Consider the following 23,947-nt stretch of genomic DNA (forward strand, 5'->3'; position numbering starts at 1 on the left):
GTACCAGAGCATCGCGACGCCGAAGGAGACATAGATCAGCCAGGGGAGATATTGTTTTGGGCACTAGGAAATCGCGACGAGCTATTCATGAGATTCGTAACGCGTGGCATTCATCTCAGCCGCCTATGCCCGGCCATTTCCGAATGCTTGATGGCGAGATCTTCAGACCACTCCATATAGTCAGTAAGGATAGAGAATATTGGAGTGCCTGCCGAAATCTGAAAGAGGGGATTGTAAAATGCAGTGATCCCCGGAGTTGATTCTCCTTTTACGAGAACATGATATCTTTCATCCCAATACACAACTGGTCCAATACTGATCGGGTACAGGGCGGATAAGGCGATAGCGATAATCGTCGCGAACTTGAGCACGCGACCCATGGTGAGGGAGTATTTCAAAAGTGACGTTTTAGTATTCAGCGTCCTCTGACGTCTTCATGGAACAGTGCGGTGCCGATTTCTTCATTGCAAATGTCGCCGTCGGCTCGCATCGGCGATGGCCCACGGCAGATAGAGGACAGCAAAGAAGAGCCACGCGATGAGATTGATCTCGAGCACGTAGAGCCAGTGGGTGTCGGAGAAGAGGTCGAGCATCGAGCGGGTGATGGGCTTGTGGCTGAGGAAGCCGTAGTTGCCACCGGTGAGGGCGTTCACCATGAGTGCGGTGACGACATAGCCTTCCGAGGCGATGAAGAGGCGCACGATGGAGCGCGACCACTCGGGACGGAAGCGCCCGGTGAGGAGCAGGTGCAGCACGCCAGCGACGATCCCCGCGTGGATGAGGAAGAAGCCCAGCACCCGAGGCCAGGGGAGATCGCTGGGAATCGCGGGGGTAAAGAGCGCCTGCGCGGTGCCGGCCAGTCCCCAAAAATAAGCGACGTCGAAGCCCGCGCGCCAGCGCCACCACAGGGCCGCGCTGATCGTGAAGAGCGCCCAGTCGCAAAGCTGCATGGGGAGGGCATTCGCCGCATTGAACGTCCCGTCAGAGACCTTGGCGACGAGTTCCCCGAGAAAGGCGAGCACCAGCGCGGCGGCCAGCCCACGCTCGCAAATCTTCGTGAGATGCGCGGTGTGCGGCTGCCGGTCGAACATCCACACCAGCGCTGGCACGGCCACGACGAAGACCAGCGCGGTGATTTGGAACGGTGACACGGCATAACCTTCTCAGATCGACCGCCTGGCGCGCCATCCATTCGTGCGGGACCGGCCTCCAGATCCGGCATAACGCAAAAAAGGGCCGAAAATATTCGAAAAAAGCGCAATGGAACCAATAGAGCCAATGGACCCATGCACTCATTGGCGGAAAGGCGGTTAAATCGCAGGCATGAACAACACACCCACCCCGTACCGGAAAGATCGCCTGCCTCCTGTGGGCGACTCGCCAGCAACTCAAGGAACGCCCCGAAAATGGCCGGCACCGGGCCCCAAAAACCGCCGGCCAGTCCAGAGTAATCGTGGCTAATCGTGCCTAATCGTGGGAGAAATTTCTTCGCGGTAGATGCGCGGCGGCTGGTGAGCAAAGAGGGCAGTTTTCAACTGCCCTGGGCGCCACCAGCGAAAAAGACCTTGCTTTCGTTGCGGATATATTAAACCATATGGTTAAATGATTGCTGATCTCGATTCCGCTTTCGCTGCTTTGGCCGATGGCACCCGCCGCGCCATCGTGGAACGGCTGGCCACAGGCGAAGCCTGCGTCACGGATCTCGCCGCGCCCTTTCGCATGTCCTTGCCGGCGGTCTCGAAGCACTTGCGTGTGCTGGAAAGTGCAGGATTGGTCCGCCGCCGCCGCGCGGGGCGCACGCATTTCCTCTCGCTGGCGGGGGAGCCGATGGCCGCCGCCGCGCAATGGCTGGAGCAGCACCGGAGGTTTTGGGAGGGCAGCTTCGACCGCCTGGCGGCGATGCTGGCGGAGGAGGCCAAACTTTCACCGCAGATCAAATCCACGAAGAAACCGAAAACCAAAAAACGACCATGACTCCTTCCAACCCCATCACCACGCTGCACGTGCGGCGTTTCATCCCGGCGCCCCGCGCGCGGGTTTTCGCCGCCTTTGTCCAACCCGAGGATCTCACGAAATGGCTGGGGCCCGGCCCGTGCCAGTGCTTGCGCGTAAGGGTCGATGCGCGCCAGGGAGGCAAGTACGAGGTGCGCATGAAGACGTCCGACGGCAGCGAAGTCGACGTGCAGGGCGAGTATCTCGAAGTGCGCACCCCGGAGCGGCTCGTGCTGACGTGGCAGTGGATCGGCGAGGATTGGGACAAGACGGTAACCCAGGTGTCCGTGGATTTTCTCGAACTCGACGGCGGCACCGACGTGCAACTGACCCACGAGCGGTTGCCCAGCGCGAAGAGTCGCGATAACCACGTGCGCGGCTGGAACGGCTGCTTCGACAAATTGGAAAAACTTTTTGCGCCGGCCGAGGCGGAACCGGCGCCATCAATGCCTGTGGGCCAGTTCTGCTGGAATGAGCTCCTCACTTCCGACGTCGGCGTGGCCGGAAAATTTTACACCCAGCTCTTCGGCTGGACGGAATCCCCATTCCCTGGCGCCGTGCCGTACACGATCTTCCGCCAGGGCGAGAAAGGCGTGGGTGGCATGATGCCCCAGCAACAACCCGGCACCCCGCCCATCTGGCTCGCCTACATCACCGTGGCGGATTGCGACGCCAGCGCGGCCCAGGCAGAAAAGTTCGGGGCGAAGCTATGCATGCCACCGAAGGACATTCCGACCATTGGGCGCATCGCCGTGCTCACCGACCCGCTCGGCACTCCCTTTGGCATTCATCAACCGGAACAGAAGAGCTGATCGTGGATGGCTGATCGCCCACCGCCCTTCACGATTGCGTGCAGGGCGGCGAGCGGATGAAATGCGAGTCAATGAAATGGATTCCCGCCCTGCTCGTCGCGTCGCGCGTCGTGCTGGCGCCGGTCATCGCGTGGCTGCTCATAGAGCACCGAGCAATGTTCGCGGGTTGGCTCTATATCGCGGCGGTGCTTTCGGATATCTACGATGGCGTCATCGCGCGCAAGCTCGGGGTCGTCACGCTGCGGCTGCGGCTGGCCGATGGCTGTGCGGATGTCTGGCTATTCATTTGCCTGCTGGCCGGGTTGTGGGTCGGTTATCGCGCGCTGATCATGCCGCTGGCGTGGCCGTTTGGGATCGCCATGGCTTTGCAAGTGCTGAGCTGGGCGTTTTGCTTTTGGCGTTTCCGAAAAATGACCAGCTACCATTCATTCCTCGCGAAGCTCACCGGCCTTTCGCTGCTGCTCGGCATTCTCGCTCTGCTCTTCGCCGGCACGACGGTTCCGCTCTCTATCGCCCTGTGGATCTTCGTGGCTGGCTTGCTCGAGGAGATAGCCATGACTGCCGTGTTGCGCCGGTATCATCACGACGTGTGGAACCTCGCCGAAGCGTGGCGCTTGCGCCGGAGCGAACGAGACGGTGATCGAGAGCGAGTGCCTGGTCCGTAGCGCCCTCGCGCGCGGTTTCCCCAAGCCATTGGAAAAGGCGGTGGGTCCCGGAATCATCCGGACGGATGAAAGCGGGCGGGTTATTGAGCATCAGGCCTTGTTGCCACGCCGGACCTCCTTGTTTGCCATGAAATAGAGGACCGGCACCGCCATGCGGCTGATGAGGAGCGAGGCGATCTCCCCGGCCATGAGCGCAATGGCGAGGCCTTTGAAAATCGGGTCGGAAAGGATGACGCTCGCGCCGACGACCACAGCCAGCGCAGTCAGGAGCATCGGGCGGAAGCGCACGGCACCCGCATCGACGACGGCTTCGGCGAGTGGCATGCCCTCGGCCAACCGCTGCTCGATGAAATCGACGAGGATGATGGAATTGCGGACCACAATGCCCGCGCCCGCCATGAAACCGATCATCGATGTAGCCGAGAAGAACGCGCCGAGCAGCCCGTGTGCAGGCATGATACCGACCAGCGAGAACGGAATGGCGACCATGACGATGAGCGGCGTGAGGAAGCTGCGGAACCAGCCGACCATGAGCACGTAGATCAGCACGAGGCAGGCGGCGAAGGCTGAGCCAAGGTCGCGGAACACCTCGATGGTGATGTGCCATTCACCGTCCCACTTCATTGCCGGTTTCGCGTCGGTGAAGGGCTGGACGGCGTTGAAGATCGGCAGCGCGGAGCCGTCGCCGCCAAATTCCCGGGTGTCGAGTTTCGCCAGCGCGTCGTTCATTTTCGCGATGGCGTAGACCGGGCTCTCGATCACGCCGGCCACATCGCCGATGACGTAGGTCACGGGCAGGAGATTCTTGTGGTAGATGCTCTTCTCCGTCGTGGCCTGTTCGATGTGCACCAACTCGCGCAACGGGATGAGCGGCGCGGTGCCCGCCGTGCCGGGTTCGGGCAGCGCATTGGCGTCGCCGGAACGCACGCGCAGGGCGAGCAATTCGTCGGGCGTGGTCCGGGCGGAGCGCGGCAGCTCGAGCATGATGTTCACGTCCTCCTTCGCGCGCGGCAGGTGGAGCAAATCGATCGACTCGCCGCCGACGGCGATGCGCAGCGTCTGGGAAATGGTTTCCGCGCTGATGCCGTGCAGGGCGGCCTTTTCCTTGTCGATGATGAAGCGCGCCTTCGGTTGGTCGGCTTCGACATACCAGTCCACATCGACGACACCCGGCGTGCTTGTGAAAATGTCGCGCACCTTGCGGGCCAGCGCGTGGCGGTCCGATTCGGTGGGGCCGTAGATCTCCGCAACGAGCGTTTGCAGCACCGGCGGGCCAGGCGGCACCTCGGCGACGGCCACCCGCGCACCGTAGCGCGCGGCGAGCTCCGCGATCCGCGGGCGCACCCGCTTGGCGATGTCGTGACTCTGGGCCTTGCGGTCACCCTTCGACACGAGGTTCACCTGAATATCCGCGACGTTCGCGCCACTGCGCAGAAAGTAGTGCCGCACCAGCCCGTTGAAATTGTACGGCGAGGCGACACCGGCGTAAATCTGGTAGTCGGTGACTTCCGGTTCGGTGCGCACGGTGGCGGCGATCTCCCGCGCCGCCTGCGCGGTATTTTCGAGCGAGCTGCCCTCGGGCATGTTCAGGATGACCTGAAACTCACTCTTGTTGTCGAAGGGCAACATTTTTACCTTCACCCAGCCGAAGCCGACGGTCGCCATCGCGGCCAGCAGCAGCGTGGTGATCGAGCCGAGAAAAAGCCAGCGCCAGAACGGCGTCGCGATCATTGGCCCCATCACGCGCCGATAGAGCCGCGTGAAGAGATCCTCCTCATGCGCGAAATGGCTCGCGGCCTGGACGGGTGCGGTGCCCTCGGTCAATTTGGAATACTTTTCACCCCAGCGCAGGATGCGGATCGAGGCCCAAGGCGTGACGATGAAGGCGATAGCCAGCGACCAGATCATGGCGGTGCTCGCGCCAATCGGAATCGGTCGCATGTAAGGCCCCATCAGTCCGCCCACGAAAGCCATCGGGAGCACCGCCGCGATGACGGCGAACGTCGCGAGGATCGTCGGATTGCCGACTTCGCTCACGGCCTCGACGGCGATGTCCGACCAATTTCGACCCTTGTTTTGCGCCAGATGGAAATGGCGGACGATGTTTTCCACGACGACAATCGCGTCATCGACGAGGATGCCGATGCTGAAGATCAACGCGAAAAGCGTAATGCGGTTCAGGGTGAAGCCGAGCAGGTAGAAAACGAGCAACGTGAGCGCCAGGGTGGCCGGGATGGCGATGGCGACGATGCCCGATTCACGCCAGCCGAGCGTGAGCCAGATGAGCAGCGAAACACCGATGATCGCGATGCCCATGTGAAGCAGAAGTTCGTTGGATTTGTCCGCGGCAGTCTCGCCGTAGTGGCGCGTGATGGAGACCTCGACATCCCGTGGAATGAGTGTGCCTTTGAGCGTGTCGACCTTCCGCAGCACATCTTCCGCGACGGAAATCGCGTTCGCACCGGGCCGCTTGGCAACGCTGAGTGTGACGGCGGGTTCCTCATCCGGCGCGGACGAGCGAGCCGCTCCCCGCCCGAAGAAGGTGTAGTTCGATGGTTCCTCAGCGCCATCCACGATGTCCGCGACCTCGTGCAGATACACCGGCCGCCCGCCAAAGACGCCGACGACCACGTTGCCCACATCCTCTGCACTGGTCAGGAAGGCGCCTGTTTCGATGATGAACTCCTGATTGTTCGTCGTGAGCCCGCCCGAGCGATACTGTCGGTTCGCCTGCTGAAGCATGGGGACAAGACCGGCCGCGCTGAGATTGCGCGAGGCAAGTCGCACTGGGTCGAGCAGCACCCTCAGTTGGCGCCGCGCACCGCCAATGATCGCGGTCTCGGCGACGAGAGGCACGGCTTTCACCGCGTCGTCCACCTCGGCCACGAGCCGTCGCAGTGCAAGATGATCGTAGCGCGCGCTGTGAAACGTCAGCGCAAGAATCGGCACGTCATCGATCGACCTCGGCTTCACCAACGGGGCGCTGACACCGTGCGGGATGCGATCGAAGTTGGTGCGGAGCTTTTCCGTGAGCGCGACGAGGCTCGCCTGGGGGTCGGAGCCGACCTTGAACCGGACGATGACGAGGCTCTCACCATCGCGCGACGTGGAGTAGATGTATTCCACGCCGGGAATCTCCCAGAGCAATTTTTCCATCGGCCGCGAGGCGCGTTCCTCGACTTCCTTGGCGGTAAAGCCGGCCATGCTCACCAGCACATCGACCATTGGCACCTTGATCTGAGGTTCCTCCTCGCGCGGCAGCAGGAGAATCGCCGCCATCCCCAGGAGCACGGCCGCAATGACAATGAGGGGCGTCAGTTTTGAATTGATGAACGCGTGGGCGATGCGACCGGCGAGGCCCGCGGGCGCCGATATTGGCGGTTCGTCGCTCATCGTCCGGAAAGACCAAAGAGCAGGCCTATCGTTCCGCCGTAGAGGGCGCCGCGCCACCAGGCCGACAGCAACGGGCAGGTACCGGAAGCACATTTCCCGAAGTAGCCGAACACCCCGCCGGCCGAGGCGCCAATGGCGATGGCCACCATGACTCGTGTCACGTGCCGGCCCTCCGTTTGCTGGCTGCGCGAAGAGCGAAATCGCGAAGTTGCGCGGCGGACATAGCGCCCGAAGTACGCTCCACTTCACGCCCGGCGACAAAGACCGCGAAAGTCGGGATCGAGCGAATGCCCATGCTCCCGGCGATACCCGGCTGCGATTCGGTATTCACTTTTACGACGAGCAACTCGCCAGCGGCGAGTGCCGCGGCCTTGGCAACTTCCGGCGCGACCATCTGGCAAGGACCACACCACGGCGCCCAGAAATCCACGAGCACCGGCAGTGAGGCGGTGCGGATGAGTGCGGAGAAGCTGGCGACGGAATCGATCTCCACCGGCAGCGAAGGAAGTGTGAGGGCGGCCTTGCAGCTTCCGCAGTGGCCGCTCTGGTTCAGCCTGACAAAGGGAACGCGATTGGCGCGGTGGCACTGTGGGCAGTCGAGGACGATCCCTCGATCATCGGCGGAGAGATGAGCGGTAGCGTTCATGGTTTCAAGGTGATCGGCTGGCCATCGTGCAATTGATCGGCGCCCTCAATGACGACGCTTTCCCCGGGGCTGATGCCGGAGAGCAGTTCGACTTCGCCGTCGAGGCGTTTGCCACTGCGCACGAGGCGCAGTTGCGCGTGGTGGTCGGCGGCGACGAAGACGGTCTCCATTTGCCCTCGACTGATGAGTGCGGCGGCAGGCACACGGATCGTCTGGCTCTCGCCCGTCGGGACCAACACCCGGCCAAACTGTCCGCTGCGCGCCCCCTCGGTGGGCGGCAGATCGAGCTTCACCAGGAAAGTGCGGCTGGCCGGAGAAGCAACCGGGGCCATTTCGACGACCGTGCCTGCGATCGGCGTCGGCACGGCGCTGATGCGGACGGGGAGCTTCGCGCCGAGCTTGACGTGGCCGATGAGGGCCTCAGGCACATCGGCCTCAAAGCGGAGCGCGTCCGGATTCTCCATCTCGACGATCGGCTTGCCGGGCGTCGCGAGGTCGCCGACGTCGGCGAGCTGGCGCGTGACTACACCGTTGAAGGGCGCAACGATTTTGGTGTAACCGAGCATCGTCTCTGTTTCCTTTACCGCGCCGACGGCCACGCGCTCACGGGCCTGGGCACCGTCGAGTTCCGCCTGCGTATTGATCTTTTTCGCGAACAAATCACGCGCCCGTTCGAGGTCCCGCGTCGCTTGCTCGCGTACGGCGAGGGCCTGGTCGAGCCTGGCCTGAATCTCGCGCGCATCGAGCTGCGCGATGAGGTCTCCGGCTTTCAAGAGCTGCCCCGGCGCGACCAGCAGCGATTCCATGCGTCCGGTCACTTTCGCCTCGATGGCCGCGTGCAATTTGGCCTGGACGTTGCCCACGACTTCCTCGTTCGCGGGACGGGTCACTTTCTCGACCGCGACGACGCGCACTGGGACACTCGCCAACGGCTCATGGACAGCCAATGCCCCGTGTTTGCTGCAACCGGCACTCCATAGGGCGGTGATCAGCAGGGCGGGGACGGCGACGCGAAATACGGACATGTTGCGCAGGGAAATCACGAGGGATAGCAGATCGTGCCTGGATCAATTTTTGCGTGCGTCGCCGGTGCAGCAACCGCCCTTGGGAACGCCGAACTTAAGCAGAATACGCTGCAGCGGGCAGAAGCCGGTGAACCCGGATTGGAAGAGGTTCAAACCGACGAAAACGGTGAGCAACAGCCAGCGTTGGTCCACCCAGTGCGCGAGCGCGAGGCTCGTGAGGATGAGGCTGCCGGCAACGGTAAAGACGATGGATTCGGTTTTCATGGGGAAGGTTGGTTGACAAAATACGGCTCAGACCCAGCCGTTCGGGACGATGTGAAAGTAGGCTTTGTTGAAGGCCATCTTGAGGTAGTGCATCAGCGCATTCGGGGTTTTGGGCTGCGGCGGGCCGCTGTAGTCAAAATCGAGGATGGTCGCCTTGCTGTGGCCGACTTCGAGGAAGCACATGACGTGGCCTTCGTAGGTCGCTTTCCTGGCGTCGGGTTCGCGGTGCTCCACGGCTGCGGCGATTTGTTCGGCGATGGCGGAGGCCTGAAAGTGCGCGGTGCTGCCCGCTTTGCTGATCGGCAGATCGGTGGTGTCGCCCAGCGCCCAGATTTGATCGTGGCCGGGGACGCGCAAGGTCGCGCGATCGGTCTTTACCCAACCGCGCCCATCAGCGAGGGCATGCCCTTGGAGGAACTTCGCGCCGCGATGGGGCGGGATCATCACACACAAATCGTAAGGCAACTCAGTGCCTTCCATGCTGACGGCGATGCGCTCTGCGGGCTTGATCAATTCGAGGTTGAAGAATGTCTCCACCTTGATGCCGCGATCATCGAGGAAACGCTGCGCGACTTCCGCAACTGTCTCGATCGTGAAGCAGCGACCGATCGGGAAGGTATAGGTGATCTCGGTCTTGTCGCGCAGACCCCGCTTGGTGAGAAAGTCCTCGAGCAAAAACGTGAACTCGAGTGGAGCGACCGGGCATTTGTAGGGCAGGCCGCCCACACCAACGACGATCTTGCCTCCGTCGAACTCCTGGAGCGCGCCGAAGAGGCGGCTCGCGCCTTCGTGTGTGTAGAAATGGTGGGCACCTTCGACCAGCCCGGGCACGTCTTCCGGCGCGACTTGTGAGCCGGTGGCGATCACGAGAAAATCGTAATCAAGGCGGGTGCCATCGGCGAGCGTCACGGTTTCCGCGGTGGCATCGAGTTCGCGGATGTCGCCATGGACGAGTTCGACTTTGTCGTTGAGCAGTTCGCGCTCCGGCCGGCTGAGCGACCGCGGATCCTGTTGACCGAACGGCACGTAGAGCCAGCCGGGCTGGTAGTAGTGCTGCACTTGGGAGCTGACGACGGTGATCGCTGCCTGGCTGCCGATGCTGCGGGCGAGAAGGTTGGCGAGCAGTGTGCCGCCGGTGCCCCCGCCGAGAATGAGGATCTTTGGCATCGGTCAGTGCGTTTTGCGGCAGATGAAACGGGTGGCACCCTCGACCGACTCGGTGCCGAGGAGTTCGTGCTTCGCTTTCGTGAGCCAGAGCGGGATATCCTTCTTGCTGCCGTCGTCACTGGAGATGACGGCGAGCACGTCGCCGACTTTGGCGTCGCGAACGATACGGATGAGTTCCATGAGCGGGCCGGGGCAGAAGCTACCTCGGGCGTCGCTCTCACGGGTAATGGTGATGTGTTCCATGATGTTTGGGGGTGGTTAGATGAAGAGGGTCTGTCCGCCGGTGCTGTCCTCGACGAAAGAGCCGACGCCGGTGACTTCGCTCACCACCGGTTCGAGGTCTTCGAGTTTGAGTCCAAAGAGGTCCATCGTGAGCCCGCACGCTTTCACCTTCACATCGCCGAGATCCATGGCGTCGCGGAGGGTGTCGAGCCAATGCGGCACTTTCTTCGCCTGCATGGCCTGCATCGCCGCATCGGCGAAGTCGGCGAAGTCGGCGAAATCCGTGCTGATGCGCGGCGGTTGTTCCTTCGCACCCTTTCGAAAGGCCATGAGCCCCCAGAAGGTGAGAAAAATGGTCACCTGTTTTTGCATGGCCGCGGCGCCACTGGCGATGACGGTGGCAGCCATGAGTTTGTCGGTGGTGCCGGAGAAGAGCACGATGGAGACTTTGTCGGCGGAGGATGGGGGAGGATTCATAGGGTGTTTGGAAGTGCGTAAAACTAAATCGTCATTTGGTTATATACTTTGCAGGAATTGTCCGGAACTGACCGGCAATTGCGGTTTTAGATCGAGTAGTGAGTGAGGGACGCGCGGGCCTGCTGATTCAGGCGGTCGCAAACGAGGTCGCAGAGCCGAAGGACAAAGTCACCCTGCATTTCGTAGTGTACGAAGATGCCCTTCTGTTCCTTGGTGATAAACCCGCCGTCAAACAATACCCGGAGTTGTTTGGAGATATTCGGCTGGGAAGTCCCGATGGCTTCGACCAGTTCATTCACGGTTTTGGACCCCGACTTGAGTTCCTGAAGAATCAAGAGCCGCGTCGGCTCGGAAAGCGCTCTGAAACTGTGGGCGATCTTTTCGAGCGCGGCACGGTTCTGTCTGGCAGGCGGCTGGGTGAGGGAGTTCATATTGCTGTAGGCTCATATAGCGCTACAATATGAACCGGTCAAGTCGGCATGCGCCTATCAGCTTGCCGCTTCGTTCATAATTTTGAGGATCGTTCTCTCCACTTCCTGCGCCACTTGCTCCAACTGCGGCACATTGAAAATCGCCAGCAGCGCGGTCGGTTTCAGTGTTGCCAGGACCGTCTTTCCACCCTCCTCGTAAATGGAAATCCGACAGGGCAGCGCGGTGGAGACCCCCATGTTTTGTTCGAGAACTTTCTTCGCCTGTTGCGGTTGGCAAACTTCAAAGATGAGACACTCGTGGGCGAACTCGACCCCCTTCTTCGCCATGGTCTCGGTAAGATTATGAACCTGCATCACGCCGAAGTGGTTGGCCTGCACAGCTGCCTGTAAAGCAGTCGCCGCCTGGGTCACCGTTTTGTCCGTCGATAGTTTGAATAGCATAAGTATTTGTGCGCAGCACTCAGCCGACGTTTTGCCACTTAGCTTTGAGTCGGCCAAATTCACTTTCCGCTATTCATCGTTTTACACCCCAATCACGGCCGTCTGTGGTTTGAAAAATCGGCCGACCGGCGATAGAGTATTCGATCACGCAAATTGCCCCCCAGATCCTCTGGATCAGCGTCCATACGGTGAAGCGGCACCTAGAGAAGATCTACGCCACGCCGGGCTCGCCGGGCGGAATGCCGCCTCGTGTTTCGCGCAGGAGAATCTCCATCTGCCCGACCGACGGGGTAACCATCGGCGCGGCACGCCCGGTGTCTTCTCAGGCCAAGCCCCAGCGGCGGCGCAGATACCAGTCCACGCCGAAGAGCAAGCCGATGAGCCAGAAGATCCACACGCGGTCCCACGCACTGGTCAGTTTGCGGATCGGGGAGGAATCAAACTTGTCGTTCTTTAATTCATCGAGGAGCTTGTTGAGTTCGCTGGGCAAGAGCAGTCGGCCGCCGCTGCTTTCGCACAGTTTGCGGAGATAGCCGGAATCCGTGGCCACCTCGGTCTGCTCGAGATTGTCGTCGAAGACCACGAATCGCGCGGTCTGGGTCGTGCCATCGGGGAACTTCGCCGTGGCGGTATACTTCCCAGGTTTCGGGGCGAGAAACTCGGCCGTGAGCTTGTCGGCGGCGGTTGCGTCCGGGCGCAGGGTCGTATGTCCTGCCTCGTCCTTGTCGCGGTGGACGGTCAGCGGGATGTCCGCGGCGAGTTTCTTCGCGGTGCTGTCACGGACGATGGCGCGGAAATAGATCTTCTCGCCGAGCGGGATATTGGCGGAGTTCGCGCGCAGGGCAAATTGCTGCGTGGGCAGAAAATCGCGCCCGGCCATGAGCCAGAGAATCATCTGGTCCCAGAAACGGTCGAAGAGCGTGTTCACCCCTTCGATCTTCGCGTTGAAGGCCCAGCGCCAGAGCCCATCCACCCCCACGCTGAGCACCTGGCCTTCCCCGAAGCGGCGGTGCACCATCACCGGCACGGCTTCGCCCCCGTCCGCGGCCTGGGCAGTGGCCAGCGTCGCGGCGAGGGATTTCTTTTCCGTCACACCGTAGCTGGCGATGAGGTCGGGCACATTGTCCGCGCTGCCCGGTCCGGTGATCGTGCGGAAAGGGGCGAGCGCCTGCCCCTCGCGTGCCACCTGTAGCCGCACATGCTCGGTCGGTTGCGCGGACCAGATGACCGGCTCCAATTCGTTCGGCGTGTCATTGCCGAAAGCGCGCCCGCGACTGAAAATGACCGTGCCGCCGTGGTTTTTCACGTAATCCTCGAGCTGGCGAAGAGCTTCGGTGCCGAGCAGCTTCTCCACCGAGCGGCCGAGCACTACCACGTCGTAGCGGCGCCATTCATCGGCAGTCGCAGGGATTTTCAGTTCCGTCTCGCCAGGCTTCTTGCGCACCACGCGCGCCTTGCCGTCGGCATATTGCACGATGCTATCGACATTCATCTTGTCGTTCCGCATCAGCGAACGCTGGAGAAAAGTGGTGTCCCAGTAGGGCGAGCCCTCGAGGAAGAGCACCTGGATCTGCTGGTCGATGACGTTGAGATAAGTCAGTGCACGGTTGTTTTCCGTGTCTGCCTCGTTGGGCAGCGGGGTGACGCGGATCTCGTATTCGTACTGCCCGACCGCCGGCTCGGTGACATCGAAGTTCACCGCCATTTCCGGCTCATCGCCGGCGTGCAGTTTCTGCGTTTGCACGACCTGGTCGCCGCGCACGAGTTCCACATTGAGTGTCTCCAATTCGCAGCCGATGAGCCGCAATGCGCCGCTGATGCGCGCCTTTTGCTTCACGTAGCAGTAGGGCTGGTAGCTGGTGATGCGCACGCTCACGTCGCGGACCGTGCCCTGCTTGCCCAGCGCCACGGCGTAGATGGGCACGGCGCGCTGGCGGGCGAGAAAGCCGGTCTTGGCCGGGTTGGTCAGTTCAAAGTCGTGGCCATCGCTGAAGATGAGTAGTGCGCGGGCGGAATCGTTGGCGCCCAGCGACGAGATGATCGTGGAGATCGAGCGATGCACGCGGGTGCTCGCGCCGGCGGTCTTGAGATCGGCCACGCTCTTCATGGGCGTGGCATCTTCGCCGAACTGGAACAGCCGCGTGTCGTGGTCGGCCGGCGTGCCATCGGGCTTCACGAGGCTCGCATCCGCCAGCAGCGCGCGCGCGGCTTGGGATCGCGTGCCCTGCTCCACGTCCTTCTGCGCCATGCTGCGCGAGTCGTCCACGGCTACGAGCGTCACGCGATTTGTCAAGGGCGGTGGAATCTCCTCAACGCGCGATGGCTGGAGCAAAAGCAGCAGTACCAGCGCCACGCCGAGCAGGCGGAAAAGCAGCAGCGTCCCGCTTTGCCCCACCGAGAGCCGGGTGCCCACGCGGCGATAGATGGCAATGGTCAGGGTGGTCATGGCCAGCCCGAGCAGCACGACCGCGCCGATCGGCAGGATCGGGTCGAAAACGATGCTCGTTTGGGCCGCGAGGGAAGGGGTCATGCCGATGTGCTGCCGGGAACCTTGCGTCGCCCCGGGTCATTTCCCCAGCAGAAAAAGAGGAACGGCAGCGATTTCAAAATTTTTTTCAGTTTGATGTCCAGAAGGGAGCCGCCCGTTCGTTTTAGAAGGGTAATCGAACCGGCCTCCTTCAGAGAAACACCATGACCGCCACCCATAGCACTCCTACGACCGAAGCCGCCTGCCGCGACTTCGTGATTTCCCGCATCTTCGACGCACCCCGTGAACTCGTTTTCCAAGTTTGGACCGATGCGGAACACACGAAGCACTGGTGGGGGCCGAAAGGCTTCACCTCTCCCGTGTGCAACATGGACTTGCGCCCAGGGGGCGGCATGCACTACTGCCTGCGCTCGGCGGACGGGCAGGAGATGTGGGGCAAATTCGTCTACCGCGAAGTGGCGGCGCCCGAACGGCTCGTGTTTGTCGATGGCTTCTCGAATGCCGCGGGAGAGGTGGTCCGCCACCCCTTGAGCCCGACCTGGCCACTGGAGTTGCTGACCACGATCACTTTCGACGACGAGGGCGGCCGGACGAAGCTCACGGTGCGCTGGGGACCATTGCCCAGCGCGACCGAAGAAGAGCGCCAGACCTTCAACGAAAGCCACGCCAGCATGCAGCAGGGCTGGACGGGCACGCTCGATCAGCTTACCGATTACCTCGCGGAAGTGATCCAAAAGTAATCCCATGAGCACCGTCACCACTGCGACCCCGAACCTGGACGACCAAACTGTCCTCACCACGCGTCTGATTGACGCGCCGCGCGTCCTCGTCTTCCGCCTCTATCGCGAACCGGAGCATCTCGCACGGTGCTGGGGGCCGAATGGCTTCCGGAACACCTTTCACGAGTACGACTTCCGGCCCGGCGGCCACTGGCGTTTCATCATGCACGGTCCGGATGGCACCGATTACCCGAACCACAGCGTCTTCGACGAAATCGTCGCCCCGGAGCGAATCGTCTTCCAGCACGTCGACGACCCGAACCATGAATTCCAGATGACCATCCTGCTCGAGGAACGCGGTGCGAAGACGCAACTCACGTGGCAGATGCGCTTCGATACCGCCGAACACTTGCAGGCGATCCGCCAGTTCGTCGAGCCGGCCAACGAACAGAACTTCGACCGCATTGAGGCGGAACTCGCGAAAATGGCAGTCTCTTAACCATCTTATGAAATACCTCCCTACCATCGCCGGTGTCCTGCTCGGCCTGCTCTTCATCATGGCCAGCGTTGTGGTCTTGTTCCACCTCGTGAAGATGCCTCCGTTGCCGGAAGGCTCACCGGTTGCGCTGTTTAATCAGGTTTTCTTTTCCACGGGCTACATGACCTTCGTGAAAATCTGCGAGCTGATTGGTGGCATTCTGGTTGCGATTCCGCGGACTCGGAACTTTGGCCTGCTCGTGCTCGGTCCGATCATCCTCAACATTCTCGCGTTTCAGACCTTGGTCGCCAAGACCATCCCCGATCCGATGACCATCGTCATTGTTGCGCTCGCGCTCTACCTGCTCTGGTGCGGGCGCAAGGCCTTCGCCGGATTGCTGAACTGAACCAAGAATCCATCGTATGTTGAAATACATCTTCCTCGGTCTGCTTCTGCTCGTAGTCGTCCTGGTCATCGTCATCGCCACGCGGCCCGCGAATTTTCGCGTCTCCCGCAGCGCCACCATCGGTGCGCCGCCGGCGATCATCTACGAGCACGTGAGCAATCTGCACCAGATGCAGGAGTGGTCGCCCTTCGCCAAAATCGATCCGGCGGCGAAAATGACTTATTCCGGACCGGAGTCCGGTCTGGGCGCCAGCTTCTCCTGGGCCGGGAATGCGCAGGCTGGGGAAGGGAGCATGACCTGCACCGAGAGCAAACCGCACGAACTGCTCGGCTACCGGCTCGATTTCCTCAAGCCTTTCAAGGGGACGAACCAGGTGGAATTTACCTTCAAGCCCGCCGGCGACCAGACGGTGGTCACCTGGACGATGACGGGGACCTACAACTTTGTGACCAAGGCCGTGAGCCTCTTCATGGACTGCGACAAGATGTGCGGGCCGATGTTTGAGAAGGGCCTGGCGGACTTGAAAGGCCTGGCCGAAGCCGAAGCGCATAAATAACTCGCGATGAATTCCGCATCTACAAAATCCGAATATCTCCTCCTCTTCCGCGGCACCGACTGGCACCGCAGTCTCACCTCCGGTGAAATCAAGGAGGTCATGATCGCCTGGATGGCCTGGTCGGACCGTCTCGTTGATGAAGGGCGATCCAAGGCCCGGCGTTCCCTGAGCGGCACCGGGAAGATTATTTCCGGCAAAGGGGGGAAAGTCTCCGACGGGCCGTATGCCGAAGCGAAGGAAGCCGTCGCCGGCTATTTCCTTCTCGAAGTCGACGATCTCGAGGAAGCGATCGAGATCGCCCGCGAATGCCCGACGCTCGCTCATGGGGCGACGGTGGAAGTGCGACCGATGCCAGCGCGCTGCCTGGCCAGCCAATTGGCGGCGGCGCCGGTGGAGGCCATTGCGGACTTCATGGTGGGTGGGGATCCATCCGTTCTGCGCGCCGCCATGGCCGAAAACACTTTTTAAAAAACCATGAACTCCACCTCCGAAAAATCCGATTACCTCCTCCTTTTCCGTGGCGCCGACTGGCATCGCGGCCTCTCCCCGGACGAAATTCAAAAGACCATGACGGTGTGGATGGCGTGGTTCAACCGTCTCATCGAAGAAGGCCGTTGCAAGGGCGGCCAGTCGCTGGGCCCCGACTCGAAGGTTGTCTCCGGCAAAATGAAGAATGTGGTCGACGGCCCCTACGCCGAGGCCAAGGAGTCCGTCGCCGGCTATTTCCTGCTCACCGTGGGCAGCCTCGAGGAAGCCGCGGAGATCGCGCAGGAATGCCCGACGCTCAGTTACGGGACGACCGTGGAAGTTCGCCCGTTGCTCGCGCGTTGCGCGGCCAGCGAGATGGCCGCGAAGCCCGCCCTCGTCCACGCTTGATTTGTCCGTGGAAGCCGCCGGGAAAGCGCCATCGCCCACTGCCTCGGAAGCGGATGTTCCGCAACTGACGGAGCATCTCTTCCGCCAGGAATCGGGCAAGCTGGTCTCGGTGCTCACCGGCATCTTTGGCGCTGACCGCCTGCAAATGGCGGAGGACGTGGTGCAGGAGGCCTTGGTGCGCGCGATGCAGACCTGGCCCTACCAGGGCGTCCCGAAGAACCCCGCCGCGTGGCTCATGCAGACGGCGAAGCATCTCGCGCTGGACCTGGTGCGCCGCGAGAAACGCTTCCACGAAAAGCAACCGGAGATCATCGCCCAAGTGGAAGGGCAGGCCGGTGACGCGGAGGATCCGCCATCGTTGGACGGCGAGATCAAGGATGACCGCTTGCGGCTCATGTTCACCTGCTGTCATCCGCTCATCCCGCCGGACTCGCAGGCCGCTCTTTCCCTCAAGACGCTCTGCGGTTTGGGCACCACGGAAATCGCCGCGGCATTTTTGACGACCGAAGCCGCGATCGCCAAGCGCCTGACCCGGGCCCGGCAGCGCATCCAGGAGCAGAAAATCCCCTTTGAGATTCCGTGCGGCCCGGAACTGGCGAGCCGCCTCGACGGTGTCCGGCAGACGCTCCTGCTGCTTTTCAACGAAGGCTACAAGGCCTCCAGCGGGGAGACTCTGGTGCGCGAGGACATCTGTGCCGAAGCGATTCGCCTCACCACGCTGCTCGCGGAGCACCCGGCGGGAAATCAGCCCCGCACGCATGCCTTGCTCGCGCTGATGCTCCTGAACGGCGCGCGCCTGCCCGCCCGCGTGGATAGCGACGGAAATATCCTGCGCCTCAAGGAACAGAATCGCAGCCTCTGGAATCGCGAGATGATCGCGCGCGGGATCATGCATCTGGGCCGCTCCGCCGCCGGCGATGAGTTGAGCGAGTATCACCTGCATGCCGGCATTGCCGCGTGCCATGATACCGCGGCGGATGACGCGTCGACGGACTGGCGGCAAATCCTCGCGCTCTATGATCGCCTGGCGGCCATGGACGATTCTCCGGTCATCGCGCTCAACCGCGCCGTCGCGGTGGCTAACGTGCACGGCCCGGCCCAGGGGTTGAAGGCGGTCCAGGCGATTTCAGGTCGCGCCGAACTTTCGTCGTATTATCTGCTCTACGCGGTGCTGGGAGAGTTTGAATCCCAATTGGACAACGACCTGGTGGCGGCCAGCCACTTTCATCGCGCGGCGCAACTCGCGGACTTGAAATCCGAACAAGCCTTTCTCGCGCAGCGGCTGCGGGATTGCGAGGAACGCCTCAAGAGCCAGCCCACGCCCGCGCGCGGCTGCTTATGATTGGTCCTCGGGCTCGGGGGGAGCGGCCTTCGCGGCCAGCGCTTCCCATTCGGCGGTGACGCGGGCGAGATCGGCGGCCACGGTCATGAGGTCGCGGTTGATGGTCACGGCGCGACCTCCGCTTTCGTAGGTCTCCGGCTTTTCGAGTTCAGCAGTAAGATCGCGCTGTTTGCCCTCGAGCGTGGCGATCTGCATTTCCAAGGATGAAACCCGGGTATCGTGTTCCTTGCGCACGCGCGCTTTCGCCTGGCGCTCTTCGGCCTCGGCCCGCTTTTGTTCCTTCGACTTGCGCGGCGTGGGAGCGTTGCCGGAAGCAGAAGTCGCCGCGGTCGGCGCGGCCGCGGGCTGCGCGTTGGTCAGCTTTTCGCCCGCGGTGAGCGCGGCGCGCGCGGAGGTGGCCTTCGATTTCTCCAGGTAGTAATCGTAGTCGCCGGCGTAGGGGGTGAGCTTGCCGGCGCTGATGTGCAGGACGGTCCGGGCCATGGCGCGGATGAAATGCACGTCGTGGCTGATGAAGATGAGCGTGCCTTCGTACTGCTGGAGCGCGTTGATCAGGGCGTCGATGGAGCCGATATCGAGGTGGGTCGTCGGCTCATCCATGAGGAGGAGATTGGGCGGATCGAGCAGCAGCTTGACCAGCGCGAGGCGCGTCTTCTCTCCGCCGCTGAGCACGCCGACGGGCTTGAAGACATCATCGCCACGGAAAAGGAAGGACCCGAGCACCGTGCGGCACGTCTGCTCGCCGGGAGGGTTCGGCATGTCCTGCACGCTCTCGAGCACGGTGTTCTTCGCCTTGAGGCTCTCCATGCGGTGCTGGGAAAAGTAGCCCACCTTCACATTGTAGCCGGGCTCGACGGTGCCCCGGTCGGGCTTGAGGTTGCCCGCGAGGAGCTTGAGGAGCGTGGATTTGCCGGCGCCGTTGGGCCCGACGAGCACGGTGCGCTGGCCGCGCTCCGCTTCAAAATCCAGCCCCCGATAGACCGTGAGATCGCCGTAGGAGAAATCGACGTCTTTCATGTTGATCGCCCGGATGCCCGACCGCGGCGGCTGCGGGAAGCGCATGTGCACCGTCTTTTCCTGGCTCAGCGGTGCCTCGATCTTTTCCATCCGGTCGATCTGCTTCAGCTTGCTCTGGGCTTGCGAGGCTTTGCTGGCCTTGGCGCGGAAGCGGTCGGCAAACTCCTGCAGCGAGGCGATCTCCTTTTGCTGGTTTTTGTAGGCGGAGAGTTGCTGCTCTTCGCGCGCCACTTTCTCGATCACGTATTTGTCCCAATTGCCGCGGTAACGATTGAGCTTCGAGTGGGCGATCTCGACGATGGAACCGACGAGGGCGTTCAGGAATTCGCGATCGTGCGAGATCATGAGGATCGCGCCGGGATACGAGCCAAGATAATCCTGGAACCAGTAGAGCGATTCGAGATCGAGGTGGTTGGTCGGTTCGTCGAGGAGCAGCAGGTCGGGCTCCATGACGAGCAGACGCGCCAGGTGGGCGCGCATGATCCAGCCGCCGCTCATCGTGCGGGCCTGCCGGTCGAAATCCGATTCGCGAAAAGCGAGACCATGAAGGATTTGCTTGGCCTTGGGCTCGAGCTGCCAGCCGCCGAGTTCATCGAACGTGGCGAGGGCGTCGTGATATTCCTCGTCCTCGTGGGTCTCGGCCAGCTCGTGACGCTTGATCGTGCGCTGCGCCTTGACCATCTCCGGGGAAATCGCACAGGCCAGTTCGAGGACCGTTTCGTCGCCGGCTGGCGCGCTTTCCTGCGGCAGGAAGCCCACCGTCCCGCTCTTTTCGATGACCACGCGGCCGGTATCGGGCGAAGCCTCCCCGAGGATCAGCGAGAAGAGCGTGGATTTGCCGGCGCCATTGGGGCCGACGAGGCCAATGCGGTCGCCACGGTTGACCTGCAGCGAGACATCGCTGAAGAGCGTGCGACCGGCAAAAGATTTGCTGACTTGAGAGAGGGTGAGCATCGAAAAGGGGCCGAAGATGCTAGCAGTTGGGCCGCTGCGCAAGTGCGGTTCACCGGCATCCGCCAGGGATGCTGCGGAAAGGGATTCCGGAGGCCCGCTCTATTTCGGGGCGGCGGCCGCTTCCAAGGCGAGCAGCGCGCGGGCAAAACGCTGGCCCACATCGAGGGTGCCCGCCGCCGTGAAGTGGGTGCGGGTGGGCAGGAGTGTCTCCGCCGGGGCGGTATCCACGTAGGCGCAGCGCCGGTCCTGGGTGGCAATCGCCCGCTGGGCTTCGATTACCTTCGGGATGAATGGGTTCTTGTCGTTACCAAAATGGGTGTTTACGCCGAGCAAGGCGGGGAGTTGCGGCGCCTCCAGATCGCGGCGCAGGGCGGCGAGCAGGGTGCTGAGCGCCCGCTCGTATTCCGGCGCATCCTGGGCATTGGCATCGCTCTCGCCTTGCACCCAGACCAGGGCGCGGAGGCGAAACTCGATGCCCTGCTCCCGGGCTGCGAGGATCGCGGCCTTCGTTTCCTCCACCAAGGCACGGTAACAGGCTCCGCCATCACCAGCATCTTGCGGGTTCCAATCCGTCCTCATCCCCGTGCCGCTGAAGGCGACTTTGACGATGGCCAGCGGTTGGTTCTCCTCGCGATGCAACTCGCGAGCGAGACCCATCTCCGGGCCGAAGCCGCCCTCCGGTTTGCGGAAGTTGCCATATTGCCGGGCCAGCTTCGGGCCCGCCTCGCCGCCGTCCTTGGTATCGCGGAGGATCGGATTCCCCACGGGCTGCGGCTGAAGATGCGTCCAATGACGGGCACTGGTGGAATCGTGCTCGTCGGGCGGAGGGTCACCGCAGCGCCACCAGAACAGCACGTCCTTGTCCGAGGAATCCGCGGGCAACTCGGCGGCGTAGGCGTCGAAGCCCACCGCATTGGACTGGCCGGCGACCAGGATGAGATTGCGTGGCCCGCCAGCCTGCGTGGTGCCCGCCGTGGCCAGCAGCAGGAAGACAGTGAACTGAAGGAGCGAACGTTTCACAATCACGCGCGTGGGCCGCGCCATCTACTTCACCAGGTTGACGTCGAGACCGAAAAGTTTCCACGCCGGCAGCTCGTAAAAGAACTTCATCGCGAACTGCACACGGTAGGGCTGCGTGTCGTAGTGGCCGGTGACCGTGAGCAAACCGTCGCTGTTCACGGCCGATGGCTCATCGAAGACGGGAGTAGCGTTCGCGATGCCAGCCAGGCTGATTTTTTGGTCGATGAACGGCTGAAAGGCGCGCTGGAGCTGGCCCTTGGTGAGCTGATCCTGCCAGTGGACGGAGACCGCCTCGTAAAAGGCGTCGAACGATTTCGATTCGATGGCCTCGTTGAAACGCAGCAGATTTTCCCGCACCAACTGGCGGACTTCATTTTCCGGCGGCATCGGTTTTGTCACGGCATCGACAAAGGACGGAGTCTTGCCGACGAGGCTGAAGCGGTTTTCCGAAATCCCCGTGTCCTTGTCCGGTGGCGAGCGGAGCGAAAAGACGCGCCATTCGCCGGCTTGCCGGACCAGCGTGACGATCAAGGGAATCGGCTTCCCGCTCTTGGTCTGGAGCTTGACGCGAATGGTGACGGTGTTGCCCTCGCGCTCCGGTTTGCCCCACTCCCCGCCGACGTAATCAGTGAGACCCATGTCCTTGGCCGCGGTGGCGAAGACGACGGCACTGCGCTGGGCCTGAAAGCCGAATGCCGCGCTGTGATAAGCGTCTTCGGCCCGGCCGGCGGCGATTTGTTCGAAGAAGTGTTGGGCCGCGGTTAGCGGGTCGACTTTCTTCGTGCAACCGCCCAAGGGCAGGCAGATCGCCAGGAGGAGCAACAGTCGGAGGAGGGAACGCATCGCGGAAGAGAGCGAAGCAGAATCAGGCGCTCCATTCCAGCATCCTGCGAATCGGCAACTCGGCCCGGGCGCGGATGGGTTCGGGGATGATGATCTCGGGTTCGAGGTTGAGCAGCGCGTCGTGCAGCTTTTCCAGCGTGTTCATTTTCATGAACCGGCAGTCGGCACAGGCGCATTGGTCCGTGGGGCCGGGAATGAAGGTCTTGCCCGGGATCTCGCGGCGCAGGCGGTGGAGCATGCCCGATTCCGTGACGATGATGAAGGCCTCGGCCGGCGATTCCCGGCAGTAGGTGATCATCTTTTCCGTCGAGCAAACCTCGTCGGCCAGCAGGCGCACGGCAAAGGTGCATTCGGGGTGGGCGACCACCGGTGCGTCCGGCCACTCGGCATGGATGCGCTCGATGGAACTGCGGGTGAACTCGACATGGACGTAACAATTGCCCTTCCACAACTCCATCTTGCGACCGGTCTTTTCCATCACCCACGCGCCGAGATTCTGGTCGGGCACGAAGAGGATGTTGCGGTCCGCCGGGACGCGCTGGACGATCTTGACCGCATTGCCGCTGGTGCAGATCACGTCGCTCAGCGCCTTCACGCCGGCGCTGCAATTGATGTAGGCGACGACGTAGTAATTCTGGTCGCGGTGCGCTTCGAGATAGGCGGCGAGTTTGTCCGCCGGGCACGATTCGCTCAGCGAGCAGCCGGCATCCAGGTCGGGCAGGACGACCTTTTTCGTGGGATTCACGATCTTCGCCGTCTCGGCCATGAAGTGCACGCCGCAGAAGGCGATGACGTCCGCATCAGTCTTCGCCGCCTGGTAGCTGAGGCCCAGGGAATCCCCCACGAAATCCGCGATATCCTGGATCTCCTTCACCTGGTAATTGTGCGCCAGAATCACCGCATTGCGGGTGCGCTTCAATTCGAGGATGTCTTCGACTAGATCGAGGCCGAGGGTAGGCATGGTTCAACGTGCCACCGGGAAGCGGAGATTCACGAGATTTTTCGGTGAACAAGGGATGGGCAAAACGCTTGTGCGAGGGTGAAAAATCACGGTTATGTCTTGGGCGTGGGCGGATTGGGATGCGTAAGTTGGTCGAGGTCGCTTTGCTTCGCCCCCATCAGACCTACGCGGATTCCCCGCTTTCGGAGAGCCGCAGTGGCGTCCGAATTGAGCCCCAAAAGCAGGATCAGCGAAATGAGAGGAATGAAGGCGCCGATGGCGAATCCCCATGCGGGTTTTCGCAGAGTCTTGGCGAGTCGAAACATGAAAACCGCCGTTAAAATGATGGTCCCGATCGCCAGATACCGATTCAAAAGCGAAGCAAGCGAGGCCAGAACGACCCAGATGAGATACTTTTGCAAGCGGGCAAGCTTGAGGATTTCGGCATCGAGGAGTATCCCCGTCTCGCGTTGCGCCTCGGCAAGCGCCTTGGGGAGGGGTGGAGGGATGTGGGCAGCGGCATTCTCGAGGAGTTTCGAGAGGGGTGCCCACTCCGTACAGCCTTCGCGCCAGCCCATATCGGCCGTGGTCAAACGACCCGATTTGAGGAAAGCGATCACGTCCTTTTCGGGAAACGGGCCGTGATTCTGTCCATTCTTAAAGATCAAGATATCCATGACGTCTCATTTGAGAGCGGGCTCAGTTCTCCTTGCGAATGCGGATCTGGAATTGTCGCGAAAGCAGCCATTTGACCGCGAACATGTCGCAGGTGG

Annotated in this window: 28 protein-coding genes; 10 read left to right on the forward strand and 18 right to left on the reverse strand. The window is 62.0% G+C overall.

Going from position 1 to position 23,947, the window contains the following annotated elements; all coding sequences use genetic code 11:
* Positions 1–110: 110 nt before the first annotated feature.
* Together ABJF10_RS14495 and ABJF10_RS14500 are read right to left on the reverse strand one after the other, a co-directional pair.
* Positions 111–398: a hypothetical protein gene (locus ABJF10_RS14495; protein WP_348545301.1), complete on the reverse strand. Its 288-nt coding sequence runs from the start codon at positions 396–398 to the stop codon at positions 111–113.
* A gap of 63 nt (positions 399–461) precedes the next feature.
* Positions 462–1,151, reverse strand: a complete 690-nt coding sequence (locus tag ABJF10_RS14500) for a TIGR02206 family membrane protein (protein WP_348545302.1) — start codon at positions 1,149–1,151, stop codon at positions 462–464.
* Between the two features lie 451 nt (positions 1,152–1,602).
* Here ABJF10_RS14500 and ABJF10_RS14505 point away from each other — a divergent pair, with 451 nt between their 5' ends.
* The 3 genes from ABJF10_RS14505 to ABJF10_RS14515 all read left to right on the forward strand — a co-directional run bounded on the left by ABJF10_RS14505 (position 1,603) and on the right by ABJF10_RS14515 (position 3,469).
* On the forward strand, positions 1,603–1,974 hold the full coding sequence (locus ABJF10_RS14505) for a metalloregulator ArsR/SmtB family transcription factor (RefSeq protein WP_348545303.1): 372 nt from the start codon (positions 1,603–1,605) through the stop codon (positions 1,972–1,974).
* On the forward strand, positions 1,971–2,804 hold the full coding sequence (locus ABJF10_RS14510; RefSeq protein WP_348545304.1) for an SRPBCC domain-containing protein: 834 nt from the start codon (positions 1,971–1,973) through the stop codon (positions 2,802–2,804). The genes ABJF10_RS14505 and ABJF10_RS14510 overlap by 4 nt, the downstream gene beginning before the upstream one ends.
* 71 nt (positions 2,805–2,875) lie before the next feature.
* The gene (locus tag ABJF10_RS14515) at positions 2,876–3,469 is read left to right on the forward strand and encodes a CDP-alcohol phosphatidyltransferase family protein (RefSeq protein WP_348545305.1); all 594 of its coding nucleotides are present in this window, start codon (positions 2,876–2,878) and stop codon (positions 3,467–3,469) included.
* A 90-nt stretch (positions 3,470–3,559) separates the two neighbouring features.
* Here ABJF10_RS14515 and ABJF10_RS14520 read toward each other — a convergent pair whose 3' ends face one another.
* From ABJF10_RS14520 to ABJF10_RS14570, 11 genes are all read right to left on the reverse strand, one after another.
* Entirely contained in the window at positions 3,560–6,862 is a 3,303-nt protein-coding gene (locus ABJF10_RS14520; RefSeq protein WP_348545306.1) for an efflux RND transporter permease subunit, read from the reverse strand.
* Entirely contained in the window at positions 6,859–7,011 is a 153-nt protein-coding gene (locus ABJF10_RS14525; RefSeq protein WP_348545307.1) for a DUF6132 family protein, read from the reverse strand. The genes ABJF10_RS14520 and ABJF10_RS14525 overlap by 4 nt, the downstream gene beginning before the upstream one ends.
* Positions 7,012–7,019: 8 nt before the next feature.
* A complete protein-coding gene (locus tag ABJF10_RS14530) occupies positions 7,020–7,508 on the reverse strand; it encodes a thioredoxin domain-containing protein (protein ID WP_348545308.1) in 489 nt (162 codons plus the stop codon).
* On the reverse strand, positions 7,505–8,533 hold the full coding sequence (locus ABJF10_RS14535) for an efflux RND transporter periplasmic adaptor subunit (protein WP_348545309.1): 1,029 nt from the start codon (positions 8,531–8,533) through the stop codon (positions 7,505–7,507). Before ABJF10_RS14535 ends, ABJF10_RS14530 begins: the two co-directional genes overlap by 4 nt.
* Before the next feature lie 42 nt (positions 8,534–8,575).
* Positions 8,576–8,797: a DUF2892 domain-containing protein gene (locus ABJF10_RS14540; RefSeq protein ID WP_348545310.1), complete on the reverse strand. Its 222-nt coding sequence runs from the start codon at positions 8,795–8,797 to the stop codon at positions 8,576–8,578.
* Positions 8,798–8,824: 27 nt separating this feature from the next.
* Entirely contained in the window at positions 8,825–9,964 is a 1,140-nt protein-coding gene (locus tag ABJF10_RS14545) for an FAD/NAD(P)-binding oxidoreductase (protein WP_348545311.1), read from the reverse strand.
* A 3-nt stretch (positions 9,965–9,967) separates the two neighbouring features.
* Positions 9,968–10,207, reverse strand: a complete 240-nt coding sequence (locus tag ABJF10_RS14550; RefSeq protein ID WP_348545312.1) for a sulfurtransferase TusA family protein — start codon at positions 10,205–10,207, stop codon at positions 9,968–9,970.
* Positions 10,208–10,222: 15 nt separating this feature from the next.
* Positions 10,223–10,663: a DsrE/DsrF/DrsH-like family protein gene (locus ABJF10_RS14555; RefSeq protein ID WP_348545313.1), complete on the reverse strand. Its 441-nt coding sequence runs from the start codon at positions 10,661–10,663 to the stop codon at positions 10,223–10,225.
* Positions 10,664–10,749: 86 nt separating this feature from the next.
* Positions 10,750–11,094 (reverse strand): metalloregulator ArsR/SmtB family transcription factor, encoded by a 345-nt coding sequence (locus tag ABJF10_RS14560; RefSeq protein WP_348545314.1) that lies wholly within the window; start codon positions 11,092–11,094, stop codon positions 10,750–10,752.
* A 57-nt stretch (positions 11,095–11,151) separates the two neighbouring features.
* Positions 11,152–11,535: a DUF302 domain-containing protein gene (locus ABJF10_RS14565; protein WP_348545315.1), complete on the reverse strand. Its 384-nt coding sequence runs from the start codon at positions 11,533–11,535 to the stop codon at positions 11,152–11,154.
* Between the two features lie 322 nt (positions 11,536–11,857).
* Positions 11,858–14,065 carry a hypothetical protein gene (locus ABJF10_RS14570; protein ID WP_348545316.1) on the reverse strand — a complete coding sequence of 736 codons (2,208 nt, stop codon included), beginning with the start codon at positions 14,063–14,065 and terminating at the stop codon, positions 11,858–11,860.
* Between the two features lie 161 nt (positions 14,066–14,226).
* Here ABJF10_RS14570 and ABJF10_RS14575 point away from each other — a divergent pair, with 161 nt between their 5' ends.
* From ABJF10_RS14575 to ABJF10_RS14605, 7 genes are read left to right on the forward strand one after another with little or no spacing between them, the layout of a single operon-like run.
* Positions 14,227–14,763, forward strand: coding sequence for an SRPBCC domain-containing protein (locus tag ABJF10_RS14575; RefSeq protein WP_348545317.1), 537 nt, complete (start codon positions 14,227–14,229; stop codon positions 14,761–14,763).
* Positions 14,764–14,767: 4 nt separating this feature from the next.
* Positions 14,768–15,241 (forward strand): SRPBCC family protein, encoded by a 474-nt coding sequence (locus tag ABJF10_RS14580; protein ID WP_348545318.1) that lies wholly within the window; start codon positions 14,768–14,770, stop codon positions 15,239–15,241.
* Positions 15,242–15,248: 7 nt separating this feature from the next.
* Entirely contained in the window at positions 15,249–15,626 is a 378-nt protein-coding gene (locus ABJF10_RS14585) for a hypothetical protein (protein ID WP_348545319.1), read from the forward strand.
* Between the two features lie 16 nt (positions 15,627–15,642).
* A complete protein-coding gene (locus ABJF10_RS14590; RefSeq protein WP_348545320.1) occupies positions 15,643–16,182 on the forward strand; it encodes an SRPBCC family protein in 540 nt (179 codons plus the stop codon).
* Between the two features lie 6 nt (positions 16,183–16,188).
* Positions 16,189–16,650, forward strand: a complete 462-nt coding sequence (locus tag ABJF10_RS14595; protein ID WP_348545321.1) for a YciI family protein — start codon at positions 16,189–16,191, stop codon at positions 16,648–16,650.
* 6 nt (positions 16,651–16,656) lie between these two features.
* Positions 16,657–17,058 carry a YciI family protein gene (locus ABJF10_RS14600; RefSeq protein WP_348545322.1) on the forward strand — a complete coding sequence of 134 codons (402 nt, stop codon included), beginning with the start codon at positions 16,657–16,659 and terminating at the stop codon, positions 17,056–17,058.
* Positions 17,059–17,065: 7 nt separating this feature from the next.
* Entirely contained in the window at positions 17,066–18,400 is a 1,335-nt protein-coding gene (locus ABJF10_RS14605; protein ID WP_348545328.1) for a sigma-70 family RNA polymerase sigma factor, read from the forward strand.
* On the opposite strand, the gene ABJF10_RS14610 is transcribed toward ABJF10_RS14605, so the two are convergent.
* The 5 genes from ABJF10_RS14610 to ABJF10_RS14630 all read right to left on the reverse strand — a co-directional run bounded on the left by ABJF10_RS14610 (position 18,395) and on the right by ABJF10_RS14630 (position 23,851).
* A complete protein-coding gene (locus ABJF10_RS14610) occupies positions 18,395–20,371 on the reverse strand; it encodes an ATP-binding cassette domain-containing protein (protein ID WP_348545323.1) in 1,977 nt (658 codons plus the stop codon). The genes ABJF10_RS14605 and ABJF10_RS14610 overlap by 6 nt on opposite strands.
* Before the next feature lie 99 nt (positions 20,372–20,470).
* The gene (locus ABJF10_RS14615; RefSeq protein WP_348545324.1) at positions 20,471–21,391 is read right to left on the reverse strand and encodes a sialate O-acetylesterase; all 921 of its coding nucleotides are present in this window, start codon (positions 21,389–21,391) and stop codon (positions 20,471–20,473) included.
* Between the two features lie 24 nt (positions 21,392–21,415).
* Complete coding sequence (locus ABJF10_RS14620) at positions 21,416–22,234, reverse strand: hypothetical protein (RefSeq protein WP_348545325.1); 819 nt, start codon at positions 22,232–22,234, stop codon at positions 21,416–21,418.
* Positions 22,235–22,256: 22 nt separating this feature from the next.
* Positions 22,257–23,195, reverse strand: a complete 939-nt coding sequence (gene nadA, locus ABJF10_RS14625) for a quinolinate synthase NadA (protein ID WP_348545326.1) — start codon at positions 23,193–23,195, stop codon at positions 22,257–22,259.
* Between the two features lie 92 nt (positions 23,196–23,287).
* On the reverse strand, positions 23,288–23,851 hold the full coding sequence (locus ABJF10_RS14630; protein WP_348545327.1) for a DUF4339 domain-containing protein: 564 nt from the start codon (positions 23,849–23,851) through the stop codon (positions 23,288–23,290).
* Positions 23,852–23,947: the final 96 nt, after the last annotated feature.

It is taken from the genome of Chthoniobacter sp. (assembly GCF_040003245.1).
GTDB lineage: Bacteria > Verrucomicrobiota > Verrucomicrobiia > Chthoniobacterales > Chthoniobacteraceae > Chthoniobacter.

Bases quoted from the DNA above. Each gene is read 5' to 3' on its own strand.
- ABJF10_RS14575 (WP_348545317.1), top strand. From the start codon at position 14,227: ATGACCGCCACCCATAGCACTCCTACGACCGAAGCCGCCTGCCGCGAC.
- ABJF10_RS14560 (WP_348545314.1), bottom strand. From the start codon at position 11,094: ATGAACTCCCTCACCCAGCCGCCTGCCAGACAGAACCGTGCCGCGCTC.
- ABJF10_RS14510 (WP_348545304.1), top strand. From the start codon at position 1,971: ATGACTCCTTCCAACCCCATCACCACGCTGCACGTGCGGCGTTTCATC.
- ABJF10_RS14530 (WP_348545308.1), bottom strand. From the start codon at position 7,508: ATGAACGCTACCGCTCATCTCTCCGCCGATGATCGAGGGATCGTCCTC.
- ABJF10_RS14520 (WP_348545306.1), bottom strand. From the start codon at position 6,862: ATGAGCGACGAACCGCCAATATCGGCGCCCGCGGGCCTCGCCGGTCGC.
- ABJF10_RS14620 (WP_348545325.1), bottom strand. From the start codon at position 22,234: ATGCGTTCCCTCCTCCGACTGTTGCTCCTCCTGGCGATCTGCCTGCCC.
- ABJF10_RS14610 (WP_348545323.1), bottom strand. From the start codon at position 20,371: ATGCTCACCCTCTCTCAAGTCAGCAAATCTTTTGCCGGTCGCACGCTC.
- ABJF10_RS14600 (WP_348545322.1), top strand. From the start codon at position 16,657: ATGAACTCCACCTCCGAAAAATCCGATTACCTCCTCCTTTTCCGTGGC.
- ABJF10_RS14590 (WP_348545320.1), top strand. From the start codon at position 15,643: ATGTTGAAATACATCTTCCTCGGTCTGCTTCTGCTCGTAGTCGTCCTG.
- ABJF10_RS14570 (WP_348545316.1), bottom strand. From the start codon at position 14,065: ATGACCCCTTCCCTCGCGGCCCAAACGAGCATCGTTTTCGACCCGATC.
- ABJF10_RS14595 (WP_348545321.1), top strand. From the start codon at position 16,189: ATGAATTCCGCATCTACAAAATCCGAATATCTCCTCCTCTTCCGCGGC.
- ABJF10_RS14585 (WP_348545319.1), top strand. From the start codon at position 15,249: ATGAAATACCTCCCTACCATCGCCGGTGTCCTGCTCGGCCTGCTCTTC.
- ABJF10_RS14515 (WP_348545305.1), top strand. From the start codon at position 2,876: ATGAAATGGATTCCCGCCCTGCTCGTCGCGTCGCGCGTCGTGCTGGCG.
- ABJF10_RS14505 (WP_348545303.1), top strand. From the start codon at position 1,603: ATGATTGCTGATCTCGATTCCGCTTTCGCTGCTTTGGCCGATGGCACC.
- ABJF10_RS14545 (WP_348545311.1), bottom strand. From the start codon at position 9,964: ATGCCAAAGATCCTCATTCTCGGCGGGGGCACCGGCGGCACACTGCTC.
- ABJF10_RS14555 (WP_348545313.1), bottom strand. From the start codon at position 10,663: ATGAATCCTCCCCCATCCTCCGCCGACAAAGTCTCCATCGTGCTCTTC.
- ABJF10_RS14550 (WP_348545312.1), bottom strand. From the start codon at position 10,207: ATGGAACACATCACCATTACCCGTGAGAGCGACGCCCGAGGTAGCTTC.
- ABJF10_RS14630 (WP_348545327.1), bottom strand. From the start codon at position 23,851: ATGGATATCTTGATCTTTAAGAATGGACAGAATCACGGCCCGTTTCCC.
- ABJF10_RS14565 (WP_348545315.1), bottom strand. From the start codon at position 11,535: ATGCTATTCAAACTATCGACGGACAAAACGGTGACCCAGGCGGCGACT.
- ABJF10_RS14580 (WP_348545318.1), top strand. From the start codon at position 14,768: ATGAGCACCGTCACCACTGCGACCCCGAACCTGGACGACCAAACTGTC.
- ABJF10_RS14535 (WP_348545309.1), bottom strand. From the start codon at position 8,533: ATGTCCGTATTTCGCGTCGCCGTCCCCGCCCTGCTGATCACCGCCCTA.
- ABJF10_RS14540 (WP_348545310.1), bottom strand. From the start codon at position 8,797: ATGAAAACCGAATCCATCGTCTTTACCGTTGCCGGCAGCCTCATCCTC.
- nadA (WP_348545326.1), bottom strand. From the start codon at position 23,195: ATGCCTACCCTCGGCCTCGATCTAGTCGAAGACATCCTCGAATTGAAG.
- ABJF10_RS14525 (WP_348545307.1), bottom strand. From the start codon at position 7,011: ATGGTGGCCATCGCCATTGGCGCCTCGGCCGGCGGGGTGTTCGGCTAC.